Here is a 535-nt window from a genome sequence, read left to right as displayed (position 1 = left end):
GGCTCTGGGATGTAGCTGTCCAGAGTTTCCACCAGCTTCTTGACAGCAGTGGTGCCCATTTCGTTGTCGTCTTGGCCGTTCAGAGCCATCAGAGCCGAACCGATGATGATTGGAGTGTCATCACCTGGGAAGTCGTAAGTGCTCAGCAGGTCGCGCACTTCCATCTCAACCAGTTCCAGCAGCTCAGCGTCGTCAACCATGTCAGCCTTGTTCAGGAAGACAACGATGTACGGAACGCCTACCTGACGGGACAGCAGGATGTGCTCACGGGTTTGCGGCATCGGACCATCAGCGGCCGAGCAAACCAGGATCGCGCCATCCATCTGGGCAGCACCGGTGATCATGTTTTTTACGTAGTCGGCGTGACCTGGGCAGTCAACGTGTGCGTAGTGACGCACGGCCGAATCGTATTCAACGTGAGCGGTGTTGATGGTGATACCGCGAGCTTTTTCTTCCGGGGCGCTGTCGATCTTGTCGAAGTCAACCTTGGCCGAACCGAAAACTTCGGAGCAGACGCGGGTCAGAGCAGCGGTCA

1 protein-coding gene is annotated in these 535 nt (G+C 56.8%); it reads right to left on the bottom strand.

Features of this window, described 5'->3' with window-relative positions; genetic code table 11:
- On the bottom strand, window positions 1-535 hold a 535-nt coding region (locus FGE05_RS29630; RefSeq protein WP_257225756.1), incomplete at both ends, for a GTP-binding protein.

This window comes from Pseudomonas sp. ICMP22404, from assembly GCF_006227205.1.
GTDB lineage: Bacteria > Pseudomonadota > Gammaproteobacteria > Pseudomonadales > Pseudomonadaceae > Aquipseudomonas.
Note: the sequence above shows the minus strand (reverse complement) of the source record. Positions and strands in the feature narration are given on the sequence as shown.